Source organism: Streptomyces sp. NBC_00503 (assembly GCF_036346895.1).
Lineage (GTDB): Bacteria > Actinomycetota > Actinomycetes > Streptomycetales > Streptomycetaceae > Streptomyces.
In genome coordinates this window covers 5,949,912-5,974,854 of record NZ_CP107855.1, presented here as the reverse complement: position 1 = coordinate 5,974,854, position 24,943 = coordinate 5,949,912, and the positions used below count along the sequence as shown (strand labels likewise).

Genomic DNA, 24,943 nt, shown 5'->3' with positions numbered 1-24,943 from the left:
ACGAAAGGGTGATCGGTGCCACCTACGCAATTGACGACTTATCGTAAAGAACCGGGCTTTTTACGGGGAGTTGCGGTCCGCCACCCTCGATGTGGACCGCAACGGTCCCGTTGGGGTGCCGTCCCGCATCGGAACGGTCACCAACGATCCCTCACAACCGAACGCGGCCGCGCAGTCCTGTGAACCCATAGGCGCACAACAGGACCATCAGCGACAACACCAGCGCGGTGCCGACCGGTTGGGCCATCACCCGCAGCGCCCCGAGAACCAGGCGGTCCGCCTCCGGCGGCCACTGCGCCCAGGCCAGGGCCCGCAACCGCTGCGCGAGGCCGCTCACCGGATACGCGGACGGACCGTCCAGCGCCTTGCGCACCAGCGGTACGACCATCACCGGTACGGCGAGCACCGCGGCCAGACCGGCCGAGGCCGACCGGAAGGCTCCGGAGGCCAGCACCCCCGACCAGGCGCAGCCGATGAGCAGGCCCGCCCAACTCGCGGCCGGGGAAACCCACTCCACGGGCGTACGCAGCGGGCCGCTGCCGAAGACCAGCGTCAGGGCGGCGGCGTCGGCGCTCACCGCGAGGATCCCGAGCAGGAGCGCGAGGACCGCGCTGACCCCGAGCTTCGCGGTGAGCAGCCCGAGCCGGCGGGGGACGGTGCCCCGGTCGGCGGCGAGCGCGGGGTAGCGGTACTCCTCGCCGAAGGCGAGGGCTCCGAGCAGTCCGGCGCCGAGAGCTGCGGGAGGCAGCGGCAGCAGCTCCGGCCAGGCGGCGAGCAGCCGGTTCTGCGCGGTGTGGCCGACCCGGGCGAGCACCAGCGCCGTGAGGACGGACACGGCGACGACGAAGGCGGCGGTGAGGACGGGGGTGGCGGTGCCGAAGACCCGGTGCAGCTCGTAGCGCAGGGGCCGCAGCGGGCCGCCGAGCCTGCGCACGACCGAGGCGGGCCCGCTGGAGCGGGCGTGGTGCCGGCGCCCGTCGCCGTCCGAGCCCGCACCCGCCTCGCCGGGCCCGGCCGGTGCCCCGTCGGCGCCCGTGGCCGGGGCTCCGGATGCGGCATCGGCGCGGGCTCGGGCGCGCGGCAGCGACGGGGCTCCCGCATCGCCGGTCTCGTCGGCGAGTTGGTGGACGAGCACCCCGTGGCGGAAGGCCGCCTCGCCGATCTCGGCGCAGTTGCTTCCGTACACGGACAGGCGGCTGCCGCTCTCCTCGACGATCTCCACCGTGCGCTGGGTCGCCCGCGCCTCCCGGCCCAGTACGTCGGCCAGCCGGGCGGCGTGCGGGGTGCGCACGGCGACCCGCGGCCGCAGCCGGGTCCGGGCGAACTCCGCCGCGTCCTGGTCGGCGACGAGCCGGCCCGCCTCGATGCTGACGACCCGGTCGGCGCTGCGGGCGGCCTCCTTCGCGTCCTCGGTGGTGAAGAGCACGGCTCCGCCGAGGGAGGCGTGCCCGCGCAGCAGACCGTGCAGCCAGCTCCGTTCGCGGGGCGAGAGCCCGGCGGCGGGCTCGTCGAGGACCAGCGTGCAGGGGTCGGCGAGCAACGCGCAGGCCAGGGCGACCCGGCGCTCCATGCCGAGCGAGAGCGAACCGAGCCGCTGATCGCGCAGGCCCGCGACACCGACGACCTCCAGCATGGTGTCGGCCCGGGAGGCCGGCACGCCGGCGGCGGCGCACAGCATGCGCAGCTGGCTCCGGACGGTGCGCGAGGGGTTGCCCGGAAGGTCGCCGAGGAGCACGCCGACCTCGCGGCCCGGATGCGGGATCCGGTGCAGGGGGCGCCCGCGGAAGTAGGTCACTCCGCGGCCGGGTTCGAGTTCGAGCATGAGCCGCAGCGCGGTGGTCTTGCCCGATCCTGGGCCGCCGAGGAGCGCGGTCACGCTCCCGGGGCGGGCCTCGAAGGTGAGGTCGTCCACGAGGGGCGGGAGGTCTCGACGGGGGTTGCTGGTCAGTCCGATGGCCTGGAGCATCGCTTCTCTCGCGGGGGGTGAGACCGCTCTGCGGCAGCGTGAGTACCGCCAACAAGATAACGCGATATGTCCGATATTCAGTGGATCTGACACGGGCCTTCGCTCGTGTCGGACCAGGCGCTGATGCGGGTGCCGATGTCGATGCGGGCGCTGGGCCCGGCGCCGGTGCCGGTGCCTGCGGGTCAGACTTCCGGGCGCAGCATCGGCGGGTTGAGCAGGGTGGCCCCGCCCGCCCTGAACAGCTGTGCGGGCCGACCGCCCTGACGGGTCGTCGTCCCCCCGGCGGGCACCAGGAACCCGGGGGTGCCGGTGACCTTGCGGTGGAAGTTGCGGGGGTCGAGGGCCACGCCCCAGACCGCCTCGTAGACCCGGCGCAGCTCCCCGACGGTGAACTCGGGCGGGCAGAAGGCGGTGGCCAGGGAGGAGTACTCGATCTTCGAGCGGGCCCGCTCGACCCCGTCGGCGAGGATCCGCTCGTGGTCGAAGGCGAGTCCGCCGCCGGTCTGGCCCTCGGTGGCGACCAGTTCCTCCACGGGGGCCCAGCGCGCACTGTTGGCGTCGCCTCCGGCCCGGGGCGCGGGGAGGTCCGGAGCCAGCACCAGGTGCGCCACGCTGACCACCCGCATGCGCGGATCGCGCTTCGGATCGCCGTAGGTCGCCAGCTGTTCGAGATGGGCCCCGTTGCCCACGCCCGGAGTGGCCCCGGCAGCCGGGTCCTGGGTGCACAGACCGGTTTCCTCGGACAGTTCACGGGCCGCGGCCGCCGCCAGGTCCTCGTCTCCCCGCACGAAGCCGCCGGGCAGCGCCCAGCGTCCCTGGAAGGGCTGCTCGCCCCGCCGGACCACCAGCGCGCAGAGCGCGTGGCGCCGCACGGTGAGCACGACCAGGTCGACGGTGACGGCGAAGGGCGGAAAGGCCGACGGGTCGTAGGGCGACATGCCGCGATCATAGTCGTCTGCCTGACGATAAACAGAGCTTTGGTGATCCTCGGATCACGGAACCGGAAGCCGCGCGGTGCGGCCGGACCGGACTCAGCCGCCCAGTTGCAGCGCATCGGCGGCCTCCTCGACCATTCCGAGGCCGAGGCGGCTGATCCGCACGGCGAAGGGTTCCCCGGAAACCCGGAGACCGGAGAGGCGGAGCTCGCCGAGCGGGGCTCCGGGGAGCGGGTTGAGGGCGACCGTGCCTGCGGGGGCGTCCGGCCGGATCCCGGCCAGTGCAGTCAGCACGTGGATCCCGGCGGCCGCCGGGACCGCCGCCGGGCGGCAGGCCGCCGGATGCGGAAGCGGAGCGCTGCCCGCGGTGCGCTGCTCGGCCGCGTACATCTCCGGGAGGCGGTACCCGAAGCTCTCCGCCGCGTCCAGCAGGCCCCTGAGCAGTGCGGTGGCCTCCTTCTCGCAGCCGGCCTGGGCCAGTCCGGCCACCGCGACGGCGCTCTCGTACGGCCGTACCGCGCCCGATCGGTAGCCGAACGGGTTGTGGCCCGGCTCGCGGACCGCCATGCTCCGCAGCCCCCACCCGGAGTCCATGGCTGGGGCTCCGAGCAGCCGCGCCAGCTGCTCGGTACGGACCCGGTCGAGCAGTCCCGGCGCGAGCCGGCCGCCTCCGAGCAGCCCGGTGTCGAGCAGGTGGGCGGCGGCCCCCGTCAGCCGGGGCAGCGGCCGCCCGTCGGGATGCAGGGCCGCCGCGGGCCGTCCCCCGTCGGGGCCGCCGACCCAGAACCCGGCTGCGAACCGCTCCCGCAGGGCGGCCGCCCACTCCCGCCACTCCGCGGCTCCGGGCCGCCCGCACCCGTCGAGCAGATCGGCGCCGAGCAGCGCGGCCCGATGGGCGTGGGCCTGGGTTTCACAGCGGCGCGGTCCCGGGTCGGGATCGGCCAGGAACCCGTCCTCCCCCAGGGCCCCCCGCAGCCAGTCCAGGCACCGCTCGGCGGCGGGGAGGAGCTGGGCCACCTCCGCCTCGGGCATCCCCCAGCGCCTGGCTTCGGCCAGCACCACGGGGAAGGCGAGCGTCGCCTCGGTCCCGGTGCAGCCGGGGGGCAGCTGCGGCCCGGCTCCGCGCAGGGGGCCCGGGATCTTCCCGGCGTCGCCACCGCGGCCCCCGGTCTGGGTCCGGGCCAGGACGCGCAGGGTCGCTCCGGCCAGTCCGGTGCCGAGCGGGAGGGCCATGCGGGCCGCCCACAGGGATTCCGCCGGGGCCAGTCCGAGCCGCCACGGCACCCCGGCCGCCGCATAGGCGTCGGCGGGATCCCGCGGATCCCTGAGCAGGAGCGCACCGAGGTCCTCGATCCCGGTGCGCAGCCAGGCCTCGGCCCTGGGGTCGTCGCCCTCCGCACGGGCGTCGGACAGCGGATTCGCCACCTGCCCGGCGGTGGCCCGCGCCGCGCGGTCCCGGGTGGTCCGCAGCTCGATGGTGCGCGATTCGCCGGGGCCCAGTTCGAGCTGCCAGCGCAGCAGCCCGACGGAGGCGAGCGCGTCGTCCGGAGCCGGCTCGGCCGCCGTGACGGCCTGGGCTTCCCCGCTGGTCCAGCGCAGCCCGGCGGCGTGCACCCCGGCGGGCAGTTCCGGCCCGGCCCGACCGGCGGCCACCTCGGCCAGCTCCGCCAAATCGGTGCCGAGGGAGACCTCCACGGGGATCCGCAGCGGCCGGGTGGTGAAACTGCGCAGGGTGATCCGCTCGGTGCCGTCGGCGTGCCGGATCCGCTCCACACCGACATCGGGGTCGGGCCCGGCCTCGGCTCCGGTGCGGACGGTCGCGGTGAAGGCGGCCCGGTCCGCGCCGAGGCTTCGCCCCTGTACCGCGACCGGATCCCGGCCGTCGATCCGCAGCACGCAACGGGACAGCAGCCTGCGGCCGGAGCGGTAGATCCCGTCGATCCCCTGCCCGGTGAGCTGGCCGTGCTCGGGCGAGATGACCAGGCAGGGCGCGGCGACACAGATGACGGCACCGTGCACGGGCGGCAGGTCGGGCCTGCGGGACGGTGGTACGCGGGCCGGGGGTACGGGGTGGGGCATGCGACGCCTTGTCTGCGCTCCGGGTGGATCGGCTGGGCGGCGGCGCGGCCGGGCCCCCACCACCCCCCAGGGCAACGCCCCCACCCCCGCCCGGGTCACGGGCCCCGGCGGTGGCTGCGCCCATCGGAGACCCGGCCGTGGCCCGAGCCGCCGGCGCAGGACCGAACACACCGCTCCCGGAATCAGCCGCCACCGGGGCGGCACGGGCGGCAGAGCGCGCCGCAGCCCCCGGGCCCGGGCCCTCACTGCTCTCCCCCGACCGTGCGGCCGGATTCGCGGCGAGCGGGCCGACTGCGGCGGCCGGGGGGCCTGGTGACACCCCGTCGGCCCCCGGCCGCCTGACGGCCCCTGCGGGGCTCCCGGCGGCGCCGCTCCTGCCTGAGGCACTCCCGCAGCCCCTCCGGGTCGATCCCTTCGTTGCAGGCGTGGTGCAGCAGCTGCGCGAAGCGGTACTCGCCGTCCGCCCGCAGCGCCAGCCCCAGCGCGATCCTCGCGGTCGGCTCGTCCCCGGTGGACCAGGAGACCCAGCCCGCCAGGGTCAGCGGGGCCGCCGCGTGCTCCCCGTAGGCCCCGACGCAGCGCCGGGCCAGGGCCCGCCACAGCCGCAGGGCGGGGGCGGCCTCCTCGTCCTCCATCCACTCGGCGGCGACATCTCGGATCTCCCGGTCCTGGAGGCCGAGGATCAGCGAGGCGGCCTCGTCGTGGCCGAGCAGCGCGTCGTCCCGGTCGTCGGCGCAGGGGCCGGCTTCGGCCGGCGGGGCGAGGGTCATGCGCTGCATCAGGGCGCGGGCGAGGACCACGGTCTCGGCGCCCACCTCCTCCCGGGTGGCCCCGTCGAGGATCTTCGGCACCAGGGCGGCGGCCGCCCGGTCAAGGGCCCGCTCCATCTCCTCGGCGACCGTCCCGCGCAGCGGTGTCAGGCGCCGCTCGATCTCCTTGAGGGAGCCCCGGACCTGCAGCCCCGCGAAGGTGGCCGCGGCGGCCATCACGGAGGTGCCGGGCGGGGCGGGCACGCTGCCCTCGGCGGGGCAACAGCGCTCGTCGGGGCAGCAGTAGGACCAGTACCGCCCGGCGGAGAGGCACAGCGCCTCCAGGACGGGTACGTCCAGGGCTCCGCAGGCCAGCCGGATCCGCTGGGCGAGCGGGCGCAGCCGTGTCATCACGCGCTGCCCGCTCTCGTCCCCGCGCGGGTCCTGGCAGAGGAAGACGACGATGCCGTCGGGCTTGGCACCGCGCCGGGTGCTGCCGCCGACCAGGCATTCGGCGGCCTGCCGGGCCGTGTCCTCCCATTCCGCGGAGGACTCAGGGATGCCGACCCGGAGCCTGCCGCCGAAGCGTCCGCCCTCTCCGTGGACGGCGACCATCACGAGGGAGTCGGTCGGGTGGAAGCCGAGCATGTAGGGCAGCGCGTCGGCCAGTTCGGCCGGGCTGCGCAGGGTGATCGGGGCGACGTCGGTGGTTCCGGACGGGCTGGTCGCAGACCGGCCGGACGGGCTGTGTGCTTCGTGGCTGTTCGTCATGGACCGAAGGTCCCGTGTCCGGCCGAATCCGGAAACCCCTGTGGATAACCCCGGACCGGCCCGCGTCAGCGGCTGCGGCGAGGTCGACCGGCCTGCCTCAGCCGCCTGCGGCCAGCACCAGCGGAAGCACCCGTTCGGCGCCCGCCCGGCGGAGCAGGCGGGCGGCGACCGCCATGGTCCAGCCGGATTCGGTGCAGTCGTCCACGAGCAGGACGGGGCCGGGCGAGCCCGCCAGGGCGGCGGCCAGCTCCTCGGGGACGGCGAAGGTCCCGGAGAGCGTGCGCAGGCGCTGGGCGGAGTTGCTGCGGCGGGCCGGGTGCGCGCCCTCCGGCCCGGTGTACGTCAGCGTGCCCAGGAACGGGAGGCGGCCGATGGTCGCGATGCCCTGGGCCAGGGATCCGACCAGCTGCGGGCGGGTCAGCGAGGGGACGGCGACGATTCCCACGGGCCGCGGGGAGGCGTCCGGGACGTTCGGTGCCCAGCCGCCCGGGGAGCGCGCCCAGTCGGCGATGACCGCCACCGCGGCCTGCAGGACTTCCTCGGGGACCGGACCGTCGGGTGCGCCGTCGGCCAGCAGCGGGCGCAACCGGTTGCCCCAGCCGATGTCGGAGAGCCGGCCCAGGGCGCGCCCGGTGGAGCACTGTTCCTTGAGCGGGATGCGGCCCTTGAGGTCGATGCCGAGCGCGGACATCCCCGTCGGCCACATGCGGCGCGGTTCGATCTCCACCCCCGGACGGTCCAGTTCCTTCGCCGCGCCCGTCAGCGTCTCCGCCGAGACGGAGGCATCGGCCCAGGTGCCCGCGCAGTTGTCGCAGCGACCGCACGCCGTCGCGCCCTCGTCGTCCAGCTGGAGGCGCAGGAACTCCATCCGGCACGCGGAGGTGCTCACGTAGTCGCGCATGGCCTGCTGTTCGGCGGCCCGCTGGCGGGCCACCCAGGCGTACCGCTCCGAGTCGTACGCCCATTCCCGGCCCGTGGAGGTCCAGCCGCCCTTCACCCGCTTGACCGCCCCGTCCACGTCGAGGACCTTGAGCATCGTCTCCAGCCGGGTGCGCCGCAGGTCCACCGCGGCCTCCAGGGACGGAACCGACAGGGGCCGTCCGGCATCGGCGAGGGCCGCCAGGGTCTGGCGGACCTGGGCCTCGGGCGGGAAGGCGGTATCGGCGAAGTAGCGCCAGATCGCCTCGTCCTCCTGGCCCGGGAGCAGCAGGACGTCGGCGTGCTCGACGCCGCGGCCGGCTCGGCCGACCTGCTGGTAGTAGGCGATCGGCGAGGACGGCGAGCCGAGGTGGATCACGAAGCCCAGGTCGGGCTTGTCGAAGCCCATGCCGAGCGCTGAAGTCGCCACCAGCGCCTTGACCCGGTTCTCCTGCAGGTCGACCTCGGCCTGCAGGCGGTCGGCGTTCTCGGTCTTCCCGGTGTACGAGGCCACCTTGAAGCCGCGCTGGCGCAGGAACGCGGCGGCCTCCTCGGCCGCGGCCACCGTCAGCGTGTAGATGATCCCGGAGCCCTGCAGCCCGTCCAGGTGCTCGGCGAGCCAGCCCAGGCGGTGCGCCGCGTCGGGCAGCCGGACCACGCCCAGCCGCAGGCTCTCCCGCTCCAGGGTGCCGCGCAGCACCAGCGCCTCACCGGCTCCGGTGCCCAGCTGCTCGGCCACGTCGGCCGTGACCCGCGCGTTCGCGGTCGCCGTGGTGGCCAGCACCGGCACACCGGGGGCGAGCTCGGCGAGCATCGCGCGCAGCCGGCGGTAGTCGGGGCGGAAGTCGTGGCCCCAGTCGGAGATGCAGTGCGCCTCGTCGACGACGAGCAGGCCCGTCGTGGCCGCGAGCTTGGGCAGCACCTGCTCGCGGAAGTCCACGGAATTGAGGCGCTCCGGGCTGACGAGGAGGACGTCGGTCTCGCCGCGCTCGACCTCCCCGTAGATCGTGTCCCACTCCTCCGGGTTGGCGGAGTTGATGGTGCGCGCCTGGATGCCGGCCCGGGCCGCCGCCTCGACCTGGTTGCGCATCAGCGCGAGCAGCGGCGAGATGATCACGGTGGGGCCGGCGCCGCGCCGGCGCAGCAGGGCGGTGGCGACAAAGTACACCGCCGACTTGCCCCAGCCCGTGCGCTGCACCACCAGGGCCCGCCGGCGCTCCTCGACCAACGCCGACACCGCCTGCCACTGGTCCTCCCGCAGCCGCGCCGAACCCCCGGGGTCGCCGACGAGCTCGGCGAGGATGGTGTCGGCTTCGGTGCGGAGCTCCAGGGTGTCCATGCCCCCATGCAACCCGATGGCTATGACAATCGGCCAGCTCACGCACCGTAATCACCGGCGTGGACACGATTCGGTGGTCTTTCGGCCGCCGGGGAACTCCCGTCGGCTTTCGGACGATGTCGCACGGCCTCCACCGGCCCCCGGCCGCGCCTGCGGAACCCGCAGCGAAACTGACGGGCAACGAGGTGTTTCCGCTGGTGCCGGCGGTTCGGCCGGTGCCGAATGAGTCATCGACGGCGTGGCGGGGCAAGGATATGAACGGCATACCGGCGAATTCCGGTCGGCGGCGTCAATTGCTCGTTGCCGCATGCTCACGGGCCACGCGAGAATTGCACTGCTCCCGTTCGGCTCGACGGCACTGTTTTGGGTCGCGCCGGCGCCCGTACCCCAGCCGTGCCCGTTCGCGGGCGTGTACCCGAAGGGAGGACCGTGACCTTCGGATTCGCCCCGCCCTCGACCACGTCCCTGTCAACGGCCACCGGCGGCGCCAGCCGGCACGGCAGGCTGCTGGAACCGTCCGAGTGGACCTCGTCCGGCGTCCCCCTGCTGCGCAATCCGCGCGAGGTCGTCAGCGGGCTGCACTCGCGGCACAGCCCGGCGCCGTCCACCGCGGTGATCGCCGTGCTCGGACCCGAGGAGCGGCTCGTCGCGAGCGCCTCCTTCGTCCCGCGCTCGGCCTCGGCCGACGGCTGGGAGTACCGCAACGCCCTGCTCGCCGGCCTGCGCCGGATCATCCCGCACGACCTGCGGCGGCGGACCCCCGTACGGACGGCGGTGCTGCTGTACTGCCGCGACGGCGACGAGCGGTGGACCGAGGAGGACGGGGCCTGGATGTGGGGGCTGCGCGACGCCTGCACCCTGCACGGGCTGCGCTGCGGCGCGTACATCACGCTGACCCGCGGCGGCTGGCAGGTCCTCGGCGAAGGCCGTGGCGGCCGCAGACCCAGCTCGGACTCCCGGCCCGAACGGCTCGGCCGGGCGACGGCCGAGTTCGCCCCGATCGCCCTGCACACCGGGGGCGGAGCGCCCGAGGCCCTGCGCCGCGCCGCCGCGCGCTGAGCCCCGCACAAACGGGGCTGAGCCCCGCGCCGACCGGGCTGGGCCCCGCGCGAACGAACCCCGGGAACGCCCAACGGCCGTACACCCGGGAGCGGGCGTACGGCTGGTCAGGCCTCGGACTTCGGCAGGGCCGGCTGTTCGCCCGCCCCGCCCCTCGACCGTGCCGGGGTACGGAGCGTCAGACGCCCGCACCCAGCACGGAGTTGATCTGCTGCGGCTCGCCGCAGCAGATCAGGAGCGCACCGGCTCGCGCGAGCGCGACCGGCAGGGCTGCGGCGACGGCCTCGACCGGTCCGCCGTTGGCCGCGAGGACCACGACGGGACGGCCGGCGGCACGCTGTACCTGCGCCGCGTCCGCGTAGAAGACGTCGTCCCCGGCGTCGTGCAGGGCCCAGTACGCGGCCTCGCCGAAGGACAGCTCGTGCGCGGCCCACGGGTGCGGGTCGCCGGTGGTGAGCACCAGGATGTCGCCGGGCGCGCGCCCGGTGTCGAGCAGCAGGTCCACGGCCTCCTCGGCCGCGTCCAGCGCACCCTCGGCGGATGCCGGGATCAGCTGGACCTGCGGCACCGCCGCGGAGACGGACGGGGTGGTGGGGGTCGCGGGAACGGGTCCGGGGGCGGCCTGCGCCACCCGCTGAGCGGGCGGTACGGGCCCGGGGGCACTGCCCGCGCGGCCGGCCGCTGCGGGAGAGGGACCGGGGCGTCCGGGCCGGGGAACGGCTGCGGGACGCGGACCAGGTACGGGGCGGGGGGTCTGCGCGGTGCGGCTCGCGGCCGGCGTGACGCGGGGACCCTGGGCACTCTCGTGAATCTGAGGCTCCTCGGGGGCGGGGGTGAGAGGCATGAGTTGATATCTATCAAACACCGGTACGAAACGTACCCGTGGGTGGCACGTACGTGCGATCAAAAATCGAAGCCGAGTTGGCCTCCGTTTTCCAGTTCCATCGATTCCTCGCTGCGGCGCACCTTCTTGAGGTGGCGCCAGCGGGGCAGCGCGTCCAGGTAGGACCACGAAAGCCGGTGGTACTCGGTGGGGCCCTGCTCCTCCAGCGCCGCCCGGTGCACGGGCGAGGGGTATCCGGCATTGGCGGCGAAAGCGAAGTTCTCGATTCCGCCGCCCTGTTCACCGATTTCGGCCATCATCCGGTCGCGCCGGACCTTGGCGATCACCGAGGCGGCCGCGACGGCGACACAGGACTGGTCGCCCTTGATCACCGTCCGGACCTGCCAGGGCGAACCGAGGTAGTCGTGTTTGCCGTCGAGAATCACCGCGTCCGGCCGCACGGGCAGCGCCTCCAGCGCGCGCACCGCGGCGAGGCGCAGGGCGGCGGTCATCCCGAGCTCGTCGATCTCCTCCGGGGAGGAGTGACCCAGGGCATAGGCGGTGACCCAGTCCTCCAGGACGCCTACGAGCGCGTCGCGTCGCTTGGGGGTGAGCAGCTTGGAGTCGGTGAGTCCCGCGGGCGGCCGGCGCAGACCGGTGATCGCCGCGCACACGGTGACCGGACCGGCCCAGGCCCCTCGTCCGACTTCGTCGACCCCGGCTATGACCTTGGCGCCGGTGGTGGCACGGAGGGAGCGTTCGACGGTGTGTGTGGGTGCTTCATACGGCATGGCGCCAGCAAGGTTACGCCGCCTCGCGCCGCCTGCACACCCCGACCCCCGCCAGGTCCGCGCCAGACCTCCGCCGGGCCTCCCGCCGACCCCCTGCCGGACCCCTCCAGGTCTCCCCCGGACCCCCTCCCGGCCACCTTGGCGGCCTGCACCGGCCACCCGGACCGCGCCCGTGCCCGCTCAGGCCCGGAGCAGCGGCAGCATGACCTCGTCGATCATCTCGGCGATCTCCACGTCCATCCATTCGCTCCCGCACACCTTCGCGCGGTACATCATCATCGCCGGAATCACCTCGACGAGGAGGGGGCCGCCCGCGTCCGCCCGGACGTCGCCGCGGTCGATCCCGCGCTGCACCAGCTCGGCGATCAGGCGGTGCGCCGGGTCGTGCAAGCCGGACAGGATCAGGCCCCGGAACCGCTCCGCATGGCCGTGGTCGCACTCGTGAAGCACCGCTCTCAGTGCCCGCCCGGCTCGCGAGTTCATGACGTCGCGCATCCGCACGCAGAGCGCGTAGAGGTCCTCGCGGATCGACCCCAGGTCCCGGATCTGGACGAGCGGCGGCAGCCGCGTCCACAGCGCGTCGGCCACCAGGTCCGCCTTCGAGGGCCACCGCCGGTACAGCGCCGCCTTGCCGGTCTGCGCACCGGCGGCCACGCCCTCCATGGTGAGGGCGTTCCAGCCACTGGTACTCAGCTGTTCCAACACGGCGTCGAGAATCGCCCGTTCGAGCTCGGGCCCGCGCCTGCGCCCCGAAGGCGCCGCTGACCAGCGCGTACCCATCACTGCCCTACCTCCACCCGGAACTCACGTCCGTCGCACGCATTTTCAGCCTTAGTGAACGCTTGCGTTCCCTAAGGCCGACTCCCTACGGTGGACGAGCTGTGAACGCATACGTTCACTATTTCACTTTGGGGGGATCCACAGTGACAACTCCTCAGCTCTCCAAACCCCGGATACCGGGCGCGGCCCGCCGGGAGGGGCGCCCAGGAGTGGCGCTCGCCGTCATCGCCGCCTGCCAGCTCATGGTCGTCCTCGACGCGACGATCGTGAACATCGCGCTCCCGCACATCCAGACCGACCTCGCGATCTCGACCACCGACCTCTCGTGGGTGATCAGCGCCTACACGCTCGCCTTCGGCGGACTGCTGCTGCTCGGCGGCCGCGCGGGCGACATCCTGGGCCGGCGCCGCGTCTTCATGACCGGCATCCTGCTCTTCACCCTGGCCTCCCTGCTCGGCGGTTTCGCCCAGGAACCCTGGCAGTTGCTCGCGGCCCGCGCCCTCCAGGGCGTCGGCGGCGCCATCGCCTCCCCGACCTCGCTCGCCCTGATCACCACCACCTTCGCCGAGGGACCCGAACGCAACCGCGCCTTCGGCGTGTTCGCGGCCGTCTCCGCGGGCGGCGGCGCCATCGGCCTGCTGGCCGGCGGGATGCTCACCGAATGGCTCGACTGGCGCTGGGTCTTCTTCGTCAACGTGCCGATCGGCATCCTGATCGCGGTCCTCGCCCCGCTCTACATCAGCGAGTCCGAGCGTCACCCCGGCCGGTTCGACATCGCCGGAGCGCTCGCTTCCACCGGAGGCATGACCGCACTCGTCTACGGGTTCATCCGCGCGTCCCAGGACGGTTGGCGCGACGGCGTGGCCCTCGGCTCCTTCGCGGCCGCCGTCGCCCTGCTCGTGGGCTTCGTCCTCATCGAGTCCCGGGCCGCCGATCCGATCATCCCGCTGCGCATGTTCGCCGAGCGCAATCGCACCGGCACCTACGTGATCATGCTGAGCCTCGCCGCGGCGATGTTCGGAATGTTCTTCTTCATCGTCCAGTTCGTGCAGAACGTGCTGGGCTTCTCCCCGATCCAGTCCGGCATCGGCTTCCTGCCCGTCACGGTCGCCATCGTCACCGCCGCCGGAACCTCCCAGCGCCTGCTCCCGCGCTTCGGCCCCAAACCGTTCATGATCACCGGCTCCGCGCTCACCGGTACCGGCCTGGCGTGGCTGACCTTCATCGAGCCCGACAGCTCGTACCTCTCCGGAGTGCTGGGGCCGATGCTGCTCTTCGGCTTCGGCATGGGCCTCAACTTCGTCACCCTCACCCTCACCGCCGTCTCCGGAGTGGCCCCGCACGAGGCGGGCGCGGCCTCCGGGCTGCTCAACGCCAGCCAGCAGGTGGGCGGCTCGCTGGGGCTGTCCATCCTGGTCACCGTCTTCGGCACGGCCAGCCGCAACGAGGGCGACAAGCAGTTCCCGTCCTTCCTCGCGCAGGCCGACCCGGATCAGGTGGCGGCCGTCAAGCAGACCGGGCGACTGCCCGACCCCTGGGGGGACATCGTCCTCACCCACGGGATCGCCACCGCCTTCATCGCGGCCGTGGCCATGGCAGCGGTCGCGCTCGTCACCGCCCTGCTGGTGATCCGCGTGCGCAAGAGCGACCTCGAGGCGCTGAACGGAGCCGCCGCCCAGGCCGGTCCGGCCGCCTGAGCACGCAGTCCCGTACGAAGGGCCCGGCGCGGGAGGAATTCCGCGCCGGGCCCGTCCACGAGTCCCGCGGGCCCCGCCCTATCCGAAGGTGCGCAGGCGCCAGCACTCCTCGTACGAGACCTTCACCGGGCGCTCGCGCAGGATCTGCCGGGCCCTGCGCTCCCCCAGGCTCATCGCGTACCAGGGCACGTCGTCGCCCGCCCGCACCAGGTCCTGGTTGATCCCGCGCAGGGCGCAGGAGCGCTGCGGCTCGGGCAGCCGGTCCAGGGCAGGCACCGCGTCGGCCGACAGGGACTGGAAGTAGGCCAGGTCGATCTTGTGGACCCGCTCGTAGCGGTTGACGTTGCCCTCGGCGATCAGCCCGTCCGGGGACACCAGCCCGAAGGCCAGTACGGCGGCCACGGCGCTCCCCGCCACCGCGCGCGGCAGCCACCGCGCGCCGAACACCCCGGCGGCCATGAGTAGTACCACGACCAGCCCGAGCCACAGCTCCACGCCCGCGACCGAGACGCGCAGCCGGGTCAGCCCGTACGCGTCCACGTAGAGGTTCATGCGGTGCAGCGCGGAAGCCACCACGACCAGGGTCAGGGCGCACAGCGTGCCGAGCACGGAGCGCACCAGCCGCCGGTCGCCGGCACCGTCGCGCGGGGCCCAGCGCAGGGCGAGCGCGATGACGGCGAGGGTGAGCAGGGTGGCCCACAGCAGCTGCCAGAAGCCCTGGCGGGCGTACTCGGAGTAGCTGAGGCCGGTGGCGTCCAGGACCTTGCGGTAGCCGCCGAACAGCACGGTCAGCTGAACGGCGTTGAATCCGGCGAAGAGCAGGTTCAGCACGACGAGCGGCAGCGCCCACTCCACCCGCGAGCGCGCCTTCCCCGGGGCCACCACGATCCGGTCCCAGCGGGCGGGCGCCGCGGCGGTCCGCGCGGCGGCGATCGCGAGGACGGCGCCCAGCAGGAAGAGCAGGAAGCGGGCCGCCCCGTCCCCGCCGCTGACGTCGGGGACCAACCCGCTGAGCACATCCGCGAAGGCGGCGTCGGCCGAAGCGAACAGCGTGCCGAAGAGGACGAGCAGGACCACCGCCACCAGCGTCGCCTTCAGCAGCGGCAGCACGCGGTCCTTCCTGACCCCGTCGCCGCGCGAGCGCATCCCGGTCCAGGCCCAGCGCACCCCGAGGACGGCCGAGTCGACGAAGCCGAGCGGGCTGAGCAGGATGCCGGGCCAACTGCGGCTGCCGTGCAGGGCCAGCGCACCCGTCAGGAGGGCGGCGAACAGGGCCGTCGCGGTCGGCCAGCCGGAGTCCCGCAGGGCGGGCACGGCCAGGAGCGCGATGCAGCCCAGCGCCCACACCGTGGTCCACGGCCGGACGGTACGCCCGGCCCTGCGGGCCGCCGCGTACGCGGCGACGAGGGCCGGCACCACCGCGATGAGCAGGCCGGGACCCAGCCCGTCACCGAGCAGCAGGGCGGCGGCGACGCCCGAGGCGAGGACGGCGCCGAGCACGGGGCCCGATACGGGGGCCACGGCGCCGGGCCGCGCGGCCTCGGCCCAGGCGAGCGTTGCGAGGGACCAGCCACCGGCCCTGGCCCGGCGCTGACGCGTCAGGCGCGTCTGGTAGGTCCGCCACGCCTTGGGATCCCAACCGGGCGGCGCAGGGGGCATCCCTGTCGGCGTGGGCGGAGCGGATCCTACGCCGGCCCCCACTCCCGTCCCGGCAGGAGCACCGGCGGCTCCGCCCCCGGCCACGGCGTCCGCGGCCTTCGCCGTGCTCGCGGCCTGCGCCGCGCCGTCGTTCGCTCCGTCTGCGTTCTCTGGCATCGGGTTCCCCTCCCCTGTCTGCCGCCCCCGTGAATGCGGGGGTGGCGGAGCGGACAGAGTAGGCCGGTGGCAGCCAGTTTTGAACAGGTTTAAAAGCGGCCTGTGGCAGGACCGTGACAAACGGACGGGGCGCAGTTCCGCCCGGACCGCCGCCGCCGCGCCGCCGCCTCGCTGCTACCGGGCCGTCTCCGGCAGCCAGGCCGGCAGTGCCTCGGTCCGCGCCAGCCAGGCCGCCGGCAGCACCTCGTCCCCGCGTGCGCCGAGCACCCCGCCGACGATCGCGCAGGTCGTGTCGACGTCACCGCCCACCTGCGCGGTGGTCCAGAAGGCCCGCTCGTAGTCTTCGAGCCCCCGCGCCGCCGACCACAGGGCGAACGGCACGGTGTCGTGGGCGCTGGTGCGCCGCCCGCAGCCCAGTACGGCCGCGACGGTGGTCGCGTCGTTGTAGTCCAGCATGTCGCGCGCCCGCCGCAGCCCGGCTCCCACGGCGCTGCGCGGAACCAGCGCGATCACGCCGTCCAGCAGGTCGGCGGCCTTGGGCGGTCCGGCAGGGGCGGCCGCGAGCGCGGCCGCGGCGGCCACGGCCATCGCTCCGCACACGCCTTCGCGGTGCTGGTGGGTCGTGTAGGCGGAGATCTCCGCCTGGTGGGTGGCCTGCTCGGGGTCGTCGGCGTACCAGGCGCCCAGCGGGGCTACCCGCATGGCCGCACCGTTGCCCCACGAGCCCTGCCCGTTGAACAGTTCGGCGGCGAGCGTGCGCCAGTCCGCGCCCTCGCGGACCAGGCGCAGCATCCGGTTGACGGCGGGGCCGTAGCCGCGGTCGAAGTCGTGGTGGTGGGCGAAGGAGGAGGCCAGAGCGTCCTGGTCCACCCGGCCGTGCTCGGCGAGCACGGCCACCACCGAGCAGGCCATCTCGGTGTCGTCGGTCCACTGCCAGGGGTCGCTGCCGACGGGCAGCTCGCGCCGCTTGAGCAGCGGGTAGTTGACGGGGACGAAGTACTGGGAGCCCAGGGCGTCCCCCATGGCCAGCCCACGGAGGCTGGCCATGGCGCGCGCGTAGCGCCTTTCGGAAGAGGAGTCAGAGGTCATCGCGCGTCACTCTAGCCGTCCAGGTCATAAGGCTCGGGTGTGGTCCACCGCTCAAACGGGCGGTCCATCCGGTACCGGCCGTCGGGGCCGAGCAGAAGGACCCGGTATTCGCCGTTCCCCGGGTTGGAGAGGGCCTCGAACTCGGCCACGGACCAGTGGAACCACCGCATGCAAAACAGTCTCATCGTCAGCCCGTGGGTCACGAGCAGCACGTTCTCCGGATGGTCCGGGGCCTCGAAGCTGCGGTAGAGGCTCTCCAGGAAGGAGCCGACGCGGTCGTACACGTCGGCGCCCGACTCCCCCTGCGCGAAGCGGTAGAAGAAGTGTCCGTAGGCGTCGCGATACGCCTTCTGCAGCCGTACGTCGTCCCGGTCCTGCCAGTTGCCCCAGTCCTGCTCGCGCAGTCTCGGCTCCTCGCGCATCCGGACCCGCGCCGGGTCCAGGCGCAACTCCCGGAAGGTCTGCAGGGTCCGGCGGTAGGGGGAGACGTACGCGCTGATGGACTCGTCCTCGAAGAGCTCACGCAGCCGCACGCCCGCGTCGGCGGCCTGCTCGCGCCCGGCGCGGGTCAGCCTCAGGGCGTGGTCGGGCTCCCGCTCGTACACCGAGTCATCGGCATTGCCTTCCGATTCCCCGTGCCGGACAAGGACGATGCGCCGTGGTCGAACCATCCCACGACCCTATTCGGCCACCGGCGGGCATGCCGACCGGGCACGCCGGTCGGCCGGGCCGCAGTCGTACGGCCAGCTCTTCGTACGGTCATACCGTCCAGGAGGGTTCCAGGTCGACGACGTCACCGGTGAGGGCCTCCACGTCGGCCTGGATCTGGGCGCGCAGTGACAGCCGCTCGACCCGCTCCTGCCGGTACTTGCCGTGTTCGGCCGCCGCCTGCCACATCGACAGGACGAGGAACTCCCGGCCGGGCGCCTCGCCGAAGAGGCCCCGGATCATGCCGGGCGAGCCCGCCATCGCCGGATTCCACACCTTCTCCTGCATGAGGGCGAAGTGGTCCACCCGGCCCTCGCGCACCCGGGTATGGGCGACCCGGACCACGTCGGCGTCGGTGAACCGCGGCTCGAAGCCGGTCTTCACATCGAAGCGGTGGTCGAAGAGCGTGACCCGCGCATCGGTGAAGGTGCCGCTCTGCGAGGCCGCCAGCCGGTCGTGCGACCGGGCCATGAAGGAATCGTAGAAGGAGCGGCTCTCCCAGAACGCGAAGACATGCGCCACCCCCTGCCGGCCTCGGCTCCAGCCGCCGCCCTGTCCCCGGAACCCCGGTTCGCCGGGCAGCCCAGCCCATTTGCGCTGCCCGCGCTCGAACCCGCGTCGGTCCGTCACCGTGCAGCGAATCCACTTGACCAGCACTGCGCCATCGTACGGGCCCGGCGGGGCCCGGGTCAGTCCCCGGCGCGGTAGATCCGCAGGAGTTCCGCCGCGTCCCGATCGGGCAGGCGAAGCCCGAACTCCCGGTCGAGCAGGGCGAGCAGCCCGTCGGCCTCCACTTCCCGGCGCTCCACCCGCCCGTCGGGAAGCAGTCGCGAGAGCACCCTCCCTACGAGCGCCAGCCGGGCCCGGTCGCCCGGGTACTGGACGATGACCTGGCCGACGAAGGAGGAGCGGGGGTGCGAGGAGCTGTAGTGGTTGAGCACCACATAGTCCACGGGGTGGTAGGGCTGCGGAGAGAAGGCGTACAGGTCGCGCCAGGCTCCCTCGCGCAGTGCGCAGAGCACGAGGACCCCGCCCGCCTCCTCCCGGACGCGGAACACCCACTCCCCCTGGTGCGCCTCGACTCCGGGGCGCGCCAGGGACACGGGCTCGCGCGGGCCCTGCCAGCCGAACCCGGCGTCGCAGAGCCAGGGCTCCCCTTCCACGGTGACGACGAGGACGGCGTGCGTCACTGCGAGGAGGGTGTCCCCGCGGGTGCGGTTGCGGGCACCGCGCCCGGAGACCTCGAAGCCGATCCGCTCCAGGGCAGCGGCCAGCAGGAGGTTCTGCTCGTAGCAGTAGCCGCCGCGGCGCTCGTGCACGAGCTTGTCTTCGACCGCCTTGACGTCCAGCGCGACGGATCGGCCGAACAGTACGTCCAGACTCTCGAAGGTGATCGCACCGGTGTGGGCCCGGTGTACTTCCTTCAACGTCGCCAGATCCGCCCGGAGTTCCCCGCCCTCCCATCCGATCCTCGCCAGATAGGCATCCAGGTCCAACTGGTCACCGTTCCACATGGCGCTCCCCCGCTCCCTCGCTCGCCGTACCGTGACATCCCGGGGCGCCTGGTCGATGGGCCCCGCACAATGATGGTCATGACCGCCCTGCACTCCAACCCGCTCTTCGCCCGCCTGGCTTCGGCCGAGCGGATCCTCGTCGCCGGCGCCGGCGGCGGCTTCGACATCTACTCCGGCCTCCCCATCGCCCTCTCCCTCATGCACCAGGGCAAGGAGGTCCACCTCGCGAACCTCTCCTTCAGCTCGCTCGGAGGCCTCCCGGTCGAGGACTGGGCGGCCCCGGACCTCGCGGCCGTCACCCCCGACTCCTCGCCCCACCAGACCTATTTCCCCGAGCGGACCCTGGCCCAGTGGCTGACGCTGCACGGCTACCCGTCCACGGTGTACGCCTTCCCCCAGGTCGGCGTACAGCCGCTGCGCGCCGCCTACCGGGCACTGATCGACCTGCACCGCATCGACGCGGTGGTCCTGGTCGACGGCGGCACCGACATCCTGATGCGGGGTGACGAAGCCGGTCTCGGCACGCCCGAGGAGGACCTGACCAGCGTGGCGGCGCTGGCCGCGCTGGACGACGTACCCGAACGCCTCGTCGTCTGCGTCGGCTTCGGCGTGGACGCGTACCACGGGGTGAGCCACGCGCTGGTGCTGGAGAACATCGCGGCGCTGGAGCGGGACGGGGCGTACCTCGGGGCGTTCTCGATCCCCCGCGCCACCCGCGAGGGCGCGCTCTATCTCGATGCCGTGGCCCACGCCCAGGAGCACACCCCGGACCATCCGAGCATCGTGAACGGCTCGGTCGCCGCGGCAGTCCGCGGCGCCTTCGGAGACGTCCGGTTCACCAGCCGCACCCGGGACAGCGAGCTCTTCGTGAACCCGCTGATGTCCCTGTGCTTCGCCTTCGAACTGACCGGCCTGGCCGCGCGCTGCCTCTACCTCGACCGGATCGAGAACACCCACCTCATGCGCCAGGTGAGCTCCGCGATCTCGGACTTCCGAGAAGAAACGATCACTCGCCCGGCACGCACCATCCCGCACTGAGGCGCGAGTCAGGAGTGCCGGCCGGTCAGCGGCCTACCGGGCCCCGATCCCGCAATCCAGAGATCGTGTCGACGTACTTGACCATGAGCCTGGCCAGGTCCAGCCGGTCGAGCTCGGACCAGTCGGCCGTCACGTACTCGAACGCGGCGCGCTGGTGCGCCCGGAAGCGGTCCAGCAGGTCCACGCCCTGCGCACTCAGACACAGGATGGTGCGCCGGCCGTCCCGCTGGGAGGCCGCCCGGACGAGGTAGCCGCTGGAGATGCAGTCGGAGACCATCCGGCTGGCCACGGACGGATCCACGCCGAGCCTCTCGGCGACCGCCCCCACCGTCACCTCGCCGTCCGGCGCCTTCACACCCTCTTCGACGATGTTGAGCACGAGCGTGCGCGTCATGTCCTTCGGCGACAGCGGATTCTCCACCTCGGCCAGTACCGACCGGCGGAGCCTGCCGAAGGCCGGACCGACGGCGTCCAGCAGCGCGGCGGCCTCGGCCGGTCCATAAGCACTCACGGATCCACTCGCCGGTCCACTCACGGGTCCGCTTTCAGGCGTAGTCATGACCACCACCTTACCGAATCACATGTTGACCCGAAACTATATGCATGCAAGCATGCATATCCATGAAGCCCATCGGATACTGGCTGAACCGCACCGACCTGGCCCTCACCCGCTCCATGGACGCCCTCCTCGCCGACGCCGGCCTCACGCGGCTCGGCTGGCAGGTGCTCAACGCGGTCGAAGGCGGCCCGACGGCGCCCGCCGACGTACACGCCCTGCTCGCCGCCAACGCCGATACCCAGACCCTGACCGGCGTCATCGACTCCCTCACCGCCGACGACTGGCTCAGCGAGGAGCCCCCCGGCCCCGTGTCCCTCACCCCCGCCGGCCGCACCCGCTTCGCCGCCGCGGCCACCCGCGTCGCCGCCTTCCGCGAGCGGTCGACGGAGGGAATCACCCCCGAGGAGTACCGCACCGCGGTCTGCGTACTCGAGCGCATCGCCCTCAACGCGGAAGCGGGGACCGGCATGATGCCGGTCCCCGCTTCGTCAGCTATTCAGCCGTTGCGGCCCTGAGGCCTCGGTCAGCTGCAACCGCTGGTCGAGCCGCAGCCCTCGCAGATGTAGCAGGAGCCGGCGCGCTGCATCTTCGTACCGCAGGAGAAGCAGAGCGGGGCGTCGGCGGAGACGCCGAGCTGCATCTCGACCAGTTCGGCGTTGGAGTGCGCCGTCTTGGGGGCCGGAACCGGGGCGACCGCGGCCACGACCGGCTTCGGAGCCACCGCGGGAACCGCCGCGAGCGGGGCCGACTGGGTCAGGGACTCCGTGTCGAGCTGCTCGTCGAGGGGCTCGTAGGACCCGGTGTCCAGGTGACGCTGACGCTCCTCGGCGGAGTGGATGCCGAGGGCCGAGCGGGTCTCGAAGGGCAGGAAGTCGAGCGCAACGCGGCGGAAGATGTAGTCGACGATCGACTGCGCCATCCGCACGTCCGGGTCGTCCGTCATACCGGCCGGCTCGAAGCGCATGTTCGTGAACTTCGCGACGTACGTCTCCAGCGGGACGCCGTACTGCAGACCGACCGAGACGGCGATCGAGAAGGCGTCCATCATGCCCGCGAGGGTGGAACCCTGCTTGGACATCTTCAGGAAGACCTCGCCGAGACCGTCGTCCGGGTAGGAGTTCGCGGTCATGTAGCCCTCGGCGCCACCGACCGTGAAGGAGGTGGTGATCCCCGGGCGGCCCTTCGGGAGGCGCTTGCGGACCGGGCGGTACTCGATGACCTTCTCGACCGCCGTGCGGATCGTGTCCTCGGCCTTGGCCGTGACCTCGACCTTCTCCTCTTCCTTCTTCTTCGCGGAGAGGGGCTGGCCGACCTTGCAGTTGTCGCGGTAGATCGCGAGCGCCTTGACGCCCAGCTTCCACGCCTCGAAGTAGATCTCCTCGATCTCCTCGACGGTGGCCGTCTCCGGCATGTTGACCGTCTTGGAGATCGCGCCGGAGATCCAGGGCTGGATCGCGGCCATCATGCGGACGTGGCCCATCGCGGAGATGGAACGCTCACCCATCGCGCAGTCGAAGACCGAGTAGTGCTCGGCCTTCAGGCCCGGGGCGTCGACGACCACGCCGTGCTCGGCGATGTGGGCGACGATCGCCTCGATCTGCTCTTCCTGGTATCCCATGCGGCGCAGGGCCTGCGGGACGGTGCCGTTGACGATCTGCATCGAGCCGCCGCCGACGAGCTTCTTGAACTTGACCAGGGCCAGGTCCGGCTCGACGCCCGTCGTGTCACAGGACATCGCGAGACCGATGGTGCCGGTCGGCGCGAGGACGGAGGCCTGCGAGTTGCGGAAGCCGTTCTTCTCGCCGAGACGGACGACGTCCTGCCAGGCCTCGGTGGCCGCGGCCCAGATGACCTTGTCCAGGTCCTCGGTGCGCGGGGCGACGGCGTTGGCGTCGGCGTGCTGCTTCATGACGCGCTTGTGCGACTCGGCGTTGCGGGCGTAGCCGTCGTACGGGCCGACGATCGCGGCCAGCTCGGCGGAACGCTTGTACGCGGTACCGGTCATCAGCGAGGTGATCGAGGCGGCGAGGGTGCGGCCGCCGTCCGAGTCGTACGCGTGGCCGGTGGCCATCAGCAGGGCGCCGAGGTTGGCGTAGCCGATGCCCAGCTGGCGGAAGGCGCGGGTGTTCTCGCCGATCTTCTGCGTCGGGAAGTCCGCGAAGCAGATGGAGATGTCCATCGCGGTGATGACGAGCTCGACGACCTTGGAGAAGCGCTCGGCGTCGAAGGACTGGTTGCCCTTGCCGTCGTCGTTCAGGAACTTCATCAGGTTCAGCGAGGCGAGGTTGCAGGACGTGTTGTCCAGGTGCATGTACTCGCTGCAGGGGTTGGACGCGGTGATGCGGCCGGACTCGGGGCAGGTGTGCCAGTTGTTGATCACACCGTCGTACTGGATGCCCGGGTCGGCACAGGCCCACGCGGCCTCGGCGAGCTTGCGGAAGAGCGACTTGGCGTCGACCGTCTCGATGACCTCGCCGGTCATGCGGGCACGCAGGCCGAACTCGGTGCCGTTCTCGACGGCCGTCATGAACTCGTCGTTCACGCGGACGGAGTTGTTGGCGTTCTGGTACTGGACGGACGTGATGTCGTCGCCGCCCAGGTCCATGTCGAAGCCCGCGTCGCGCAGGGCGCGGATCTTCTCCTCTTCCTTCACCTTGGTCGCGATGAAGTCCTCGACGTCCGGGTGGTCCACGTCCAGGACGACCATCTTGGCCGCACGGCGGGTGGCGCCGCCCGACTTGATGGTTCCGGCGGACGCGTCGGCGCCGCGCATGAACGAGACCGGGCCGGAGGCGTTGCCGCCGGAGGAGAGGAGCTCCTTGGAGGAGCGGATGCGGGAGAGGTTCAGGCCGGCGCCGGAGCCGCCCTTGAAGATCATTCCCTCTTCCTTGTACCAGTCGAGGATCGACTCCATGGAGTCGTCGACGGCCAGGATGAAGCAGGCGGAGACCTGCTGCGGCTGGGGCGTGCCGACGTTGAACCACACCGGCGAGTTGAAGCTGAAGATCTGGTGCAGGAGCGCGTACGTCAGCTCGTGCTCGAAGATCTCCGCGTCGGCGGGCGACGTGAAGTAGTCGAAGTCCTCGCCGGCCTTGGTGTACGTCTTCACGATCCGGTCGATGAGCTGCCTCAGACCGGTCTCGCGCTGCGGGGTGCCGACAGCACCACGGAAGTACTTGCTGGTGACGATGTTGACCGCGTTCACCGACCAGAAGTCGGGGAACTCGACGCCGCGCTGCTCGAAGTTGACCGAGCCGTCGCGCCAGTTGGTCATGACGACGTCACGGCGCTCCCAGCTCACCTCGTCGTACGGGTGCACGCCCGGCGTGGTGTGGATGCGCTCGATACGCAGGCCGCTCTTGGCAGTCTTGGTCCCCTTGGCGCGGGAACCTCGTGCCGAGCTGCTCGCCGTCTCTGTCATGCCGCTTCCTCCCATATGCGGGCAAAAACGCCCTAAAGTGCCATCGATATTCCGCGGCACGGTGCTGTGTGTATGTCTGTGGAGCTACGTATCTGCAATGCCATCGCCGGACCGAGCGGACGGCCGCGCTGCGGGCGCGGCCACCGGATCAGTCGGCGGCGGAGGCGGGCACGGGGACCGAAGCGGTCCCACCGGGCTCGCACTCCTCGGGGTGGGACCGCGGCACGCGGAGTTCCGCGATGGCGGTCTCGAAGTCTTCGAGTGTGTCGAACGCCTTGTAAACGGACGCGAACCGGAGGTAAGCGACCAGGTCCAGTTCCTGCAACGGGCCGAGTATGGCCAGACCCACGTCGTGGGTGGTCAGCTCGGCGCTCCCGGTGGCGCGCAGCGCCTCTTCGACCCGCTGGCCGAGTTTGGCGAGGGCGTCCTCGGTGACCGGTCGCCCCTGGCACGCCTTGCGCACGCCGGAGATGACCTTGGTACGGCTGAAGGGTTCGGTCACCCCGCTGCGCTTGATCACCATCAGTGAGGCCGTCTCCACCGTCGTGAAGCGACGGGAGCAGTCGGGGCACTGGCGGCGCCGGCGGATCGACGTGCCGTCGTCGGTGGTCCGACTGTCGACGACACGGCTGTCGGGGTGCCTGCAGAAGGGGCAGTGCATGGTTCCCTCACCCTCCTCTTGGCACGACTGAATCACCTCGTGAGACCCCTGAACGGCAGAGTCGAAGCTCTGTCGGGGGGCTCATGAAGCAGCCACAAGCATATGCGATGCCGGGGGCCTCGGCAGACCGAGGACCACAACCTCTGGGTGGCAGCGCTCATCCAACCACTAGATCTTGGGTTGTGGTGGATTTACGTCGCTCCGCGTGTCGCGGCGCCCGATGGCCTGATC

The 24,943-nt window shown here is 72.5% G+C and carries 20 protein-coding genes; 4 read left to right on the top strand and 16 right to left on the bottom strand.

The window, feature by feature from the left end:
- Positions 1-151: 151 nt before the first annotated feature.
- The 5 genes from OG490_RS27610 to OG490_RS27590 form a co-directional block, all read right to left on the bottom strand.
- A complete protein-coding gene (locus OG490_RS27610; RefSeq protein ID WP_330298961.1) occupies positions 152-1,966 on the bottom strand; it encodes an ABC transporter ATP-binding protein in 1,815 nt (604 codons plus the stop codon).
- Positions 1,967-2,148: 182 nt separating this feature from the next.
- The gene (locus OG490_RS27605) at positions 2,149-2,904 is read right to left on the bottom strand and encodes an NUDIX hydrolase (RefSeq protein ID WP_330298960.1); all 756 of its coding nucleotides are present in this window, start codon (positions 2,902-2,904) and stop codon (positions 2,149-2,151) included.
- A 93-nt stretch (positions 2,905-2,997) separates the two neighbouring features.
- Positions 2,998-4,980: an amylo-alpha-1,6-glucosidase gene (locus tag OG490_RS27600; protein ID WP_330298959.1), complete on the bottom strand. Its 1,983-nt coding sequence runs from the start codon at positions 4,978-4,980 to the stop codon at positions 2,998-3,000.
- Between the two features lie 242 nt (positions 4,981-5,222).
- The gene (locus OG490_RS27595) at positions 5,223-6,500 is read right to left on the bottom strand and encodes a DUF4192 domain-containing protein (protein ID WP_330298958.1); all 1,278 of its coding nucleotides are present in this window, start codon (positions 6,498-6,500) and stop codon (positions 5,223-5,225) included.
- 97 nt (positions 6,501-6,597) lie between these two features.
- Entirely contained in the window at positions 6,598-8,757 is a 2,160-nt protein-coding gene (locus tag OG490_RS27590; RefSeq protein ID WP_330298957.1) for a RecQ family ATP-dependent DNA helicase, read from the bottom strand.
- A 429-nt stretch (positions 8,758-9,186) separates the two neighbouring features.
- On the opposite strand from OG490_RS27590, the gene OG490_RS27585 reads away from it, so the two are divergent.
- Complete coding sequence (locus OG490_RS27585) at positions 9,187-9,816, top strand: hypothetical protein (RefSeq protein ID WP_330298956.1); 630 nt, start codon at positions 9,187-9,189, stop codon at positions 9,814-9,816.
- A 178-nt stretch (positions 9,817-9,994) separates the two neighbouring features.
- On the opposite strand, the gene OG490_RS27580 is transcribed toward OG490_RS27585, so the two are convergent.
- The 3 genes from OG490_RS27580 to OG490_RS27570 form a co-directional block, all read right to left on the bottom strand.
- Positions 9,995-10,660 carry a hypothetical protein gene (locus OG490_RS27580; protein ID WP_330298955.1) on the bottom strand — a complete coding sequence of 222 codons (666 nt, stop codon included), beginning with the start codon at positions 10,658-10,660 and terminating at the stop codon, positions 9,995-9,997.
- A gap of 59 nt (positions 10,661-10,719) precedes the next feature.
- Positions 10,720-11,430 (bottom strand): ribonuclease HII, encoded by a 711-nt coding sequence (locus OG490_RS27575; protein WP_330298954.1) that lies wholly within the window; start codon positions 11,428-11,430, stop codon positions 10,720-10,722.
- A 180-nt stretch (positions 11,431-11,610) separates the two neighbouring features.
- Positions 11,611-12,213, bottom strand: a complete 603-nt coding sequence (locus OG490_RS27570; protein WP_330298953.1) for a TetR/AcrR family transcriptional regulator — start codon at positions 12,211-12,213, stop codon at positions 11,611-11,613.
- Between the two features lie 140 nt (positions 12,214-12,353).
- Between OG490_RS27570 and OG490_RS27565 the strand changes: the two genes are divergently transcribed.
- Positions 12,354-13,907, top strand: a complete 1,554-nt coding sequence (locus tag OG490_RS27565; protein WP_330298952.1) for an MFS transporter — start codon at positions 12,354-12,356, stop codon at positions 13,905-13,907.
- Between the two features lie 78 nt (positions 13,908-13,985).
- Here the strand turns inward: OG490_RS27565 and OG490_RS27560 are convergent, their stop codons facing one another.
- The 5 genes from OG490_RS27560 to OG490_RS27540 all read right to left on the bottom strand — a co-directional run bounded on the left by OG490_RS27560 (position 13,986) and on the right by OG490_RS27540 (position 19,033).
- A complete protein-coding gene (locus tag OG490_RS27560) occupies positions 13,986-15,722 on the bottom strand; it encodes a DUF4153 domain-containing protein (protein WP_330298951.1) in 1,737 nt (578 codons plus the stop codon).
- 174 nt (positions 15,723-15,896) lie between these two features.
- A complete protein-coding gene (locus OG490_RS27555) occupies positions 15,897-16,811 on the bottom strand; it encodes an ADP-ribosylglycohydrolase family protein (protein ID WP_330298950.1) in 915 nt (304 codons plus the stop codon).
- Between the two features lie 11 nt (positions 16,812-16,822).
- Positions 16,823-17,482, bottom strand: a complete 660-nt coding sequence (locus OG490_RS27550; RefSeq protein ID WP_330298949.1) for a histidine phosphatase family protein — start codon at positions 17,480-17,482, stop codon at positions 16,823-16,825.
- Positions 17,483-17,570: 88 nt separating this feature from the next.
- Positions 17,571-18,176, bottom strand: coding sequence for a YdbC family protein (locus tag OG490_RS27545; RefSeq protein ID WP_330298948.1), 606 nt, complete (start codon positions 18,174-18,176; stop codon positions 17,571-17,573).
- Positions 18,177-18,208: 32 nt separating this feature from the next.
- Positions 18,209-19,033, bottom strand: a complete 825-nt coding sequence (locus OG490_RS27540; RefSeq protein WP_330298947.1) for an arylamine N-acetyltransferase family protein — start codon at positions 19,031-19,033, stop codon at positions 18,209-18,211.
- A gap of 78 nt (positions 19,034-19,111) precedes the next feature.
- On the opposite strand from OG490_RS27540, the gene OG490_RS27535 reads away from it, so the two are divergent.
- Positions 19,112-20,071 (top strand): DUF1152 domain-containing protein, encoded by a 960-nt coding sequence (locus OG490_RS27535; protein WP_330298946.1) that lies wholly within the window; start codon positions 19,112-19,114, stop codon positions 20,069-20,071.
- A gap of 25 nt (positions 20,072-20,096) precedes the next feature.
- Here the strand turns inward: OG490_RS27535 and OG490_RS27530 are convergent, their stop codons facing one another.
- Positions 20,097-20,582 (bottom strand): MarR family winged helix-turn-helix transcriptional regulator, encoded by a 486-nt coding sequence (locus OG490_RS27530; protein ID WP_330298945.1) that lies wholly within the window; start codon positions 20,580-20,582, stop codon positions 20,097-20,099.
- A 110-nt stretch (positions 20,583-20,692) separates the two neighbouring features.
- On the opposite strand from OG490_RS27530, the gene OG490_RS27525 reads away from it, so the two are divergent.
- Positions 20,693-21,145 carry a MarR family winged helix-turn-helix transcriptional regulator gene (locus OG490_RS27525; RefSeq protein WP_330298944.1) on the top strand — a complete coding sequence of 151 codons (453 nt, stop codon included), beginning with the start codon at positions 20,693-20,695 and terminating at the stop codon, positions 21,143-21,145.
- Positions 21,146-21,153: 8 nt separating this feature from the next.
- Here OG490_RS27525 and OG490_RS27520 read toward each other — a convergent pair whose 3' ends face one another.
- Both OG490_RS27520 and nrdR read right to left on the bottom strand, forming a co-directional pair.
- Positions 21,154-24,051: a vitamin B12-dependent ribonucleotide reductase gene (locus tag OG490_RS27520; protein WP_330298943.1), complete on the bottom strand. Its 2,898-nt coding sequence runs from the start codon at positions 24,049-24,051 to the stop codon at positions 21,154-21,156.
- Between the two features lie 148 nt (positions 24,052-24,199).
- Entirely contained in the window at positions 24,200-24,712 is a 513-nt protein-coding gene (gene nrdR / locus OG490_RS27515) for a transcriptional regulator NrdR (protein WP_330298942.1), read from the bottom strand.
- Positions 24,713-24,943: the final 231 nt, after the last annotated feature.